General features: G+C 69.3%; 1 protein-coding gene. It reads right to left on the reverse strand.

All coding sequences use genetic code 11. From position 1 onward, the window contains the following. Window positions 1–729, reverse strand: a 729-nt coding sequence (locus HC022_RS28070; RefSeq protein WP_167454547.1) for an alpha-amylase family glycosyl hydrolase, incomplete at both ends; no start/stop codon positions are given.

The raw sequence follows: 729 nt of genomic DNA on the forward strand, positions 1-729 counted from the left end.
TACATCTTCTGCGCCAGCACCGGCTGCCAGCGACCGAAATGCAGCTTGCCGTCGGGCGCCGGCCCGGCCGAGCCCAGTTCCGCCCCGATCTGCTGCCAGCGGCCGCGGGGCGCGGCCACGGTGACCGGCTCCTCGCCGATGTTGAAGGCGCAGAAGATCTCCTCGCGCCCGAGGCAGCGGCGGAACTTGAGCACCGTGCCCTCGCATTCCACGTGGCTGATCTCGCCCTTGCGCAGCGCCTCGTGGGCGTGGCGGAAGGCGATGGCGCGGCGATAGTGGTGCAGGATCGCCAGCGGGTCCTTTTCCTGGTCCGCGACGGTGCGGCTCAGGTGATCATGGCTCACCGGCAGCCACGGGTGCATGTTGGTGCTGAACCCGCCGTTGATCTCGTCCGGCTCCCAGACCATCGGCGTGCGGGCGCCGTCGCGGCCCTTGAAGGCCGGCCAGAAGCGCTTGCCGTAGGGGTCCTGCAGATCCTCGAAGCTCAGCACCGCCTCGGGCAGCGCCAGTTCCTCGCCCTGGTAGATGCAGGCCGAGCCGCGCAGGCACATCATCAGCGTCATGTAGAGCCGCGCCGCCTCCTCGGGCACGCCCCAGCGGGTGATGTGGCGTACCACGTCATGGTTCGAGAACGCCCAGCAGGCCCAGCCGCCGGGCGCCTTTTCCTCCATGTCATCCATGACCTTGGCGATGTAGGGCGCGGTCGGTGCGTGGTCCGAGAGCAGCTCG

It is taken from the genome of Salipiger sp. HF18 (assembly GCF_011806505.1).
Classification (GTDB): domain Bacteria; phylum Pseudomonadota; class Alphaproteobacteria; order Rhodobacterales; family Rhodobacteraceae; genus Salipiger; species Salipiger thiooxidans.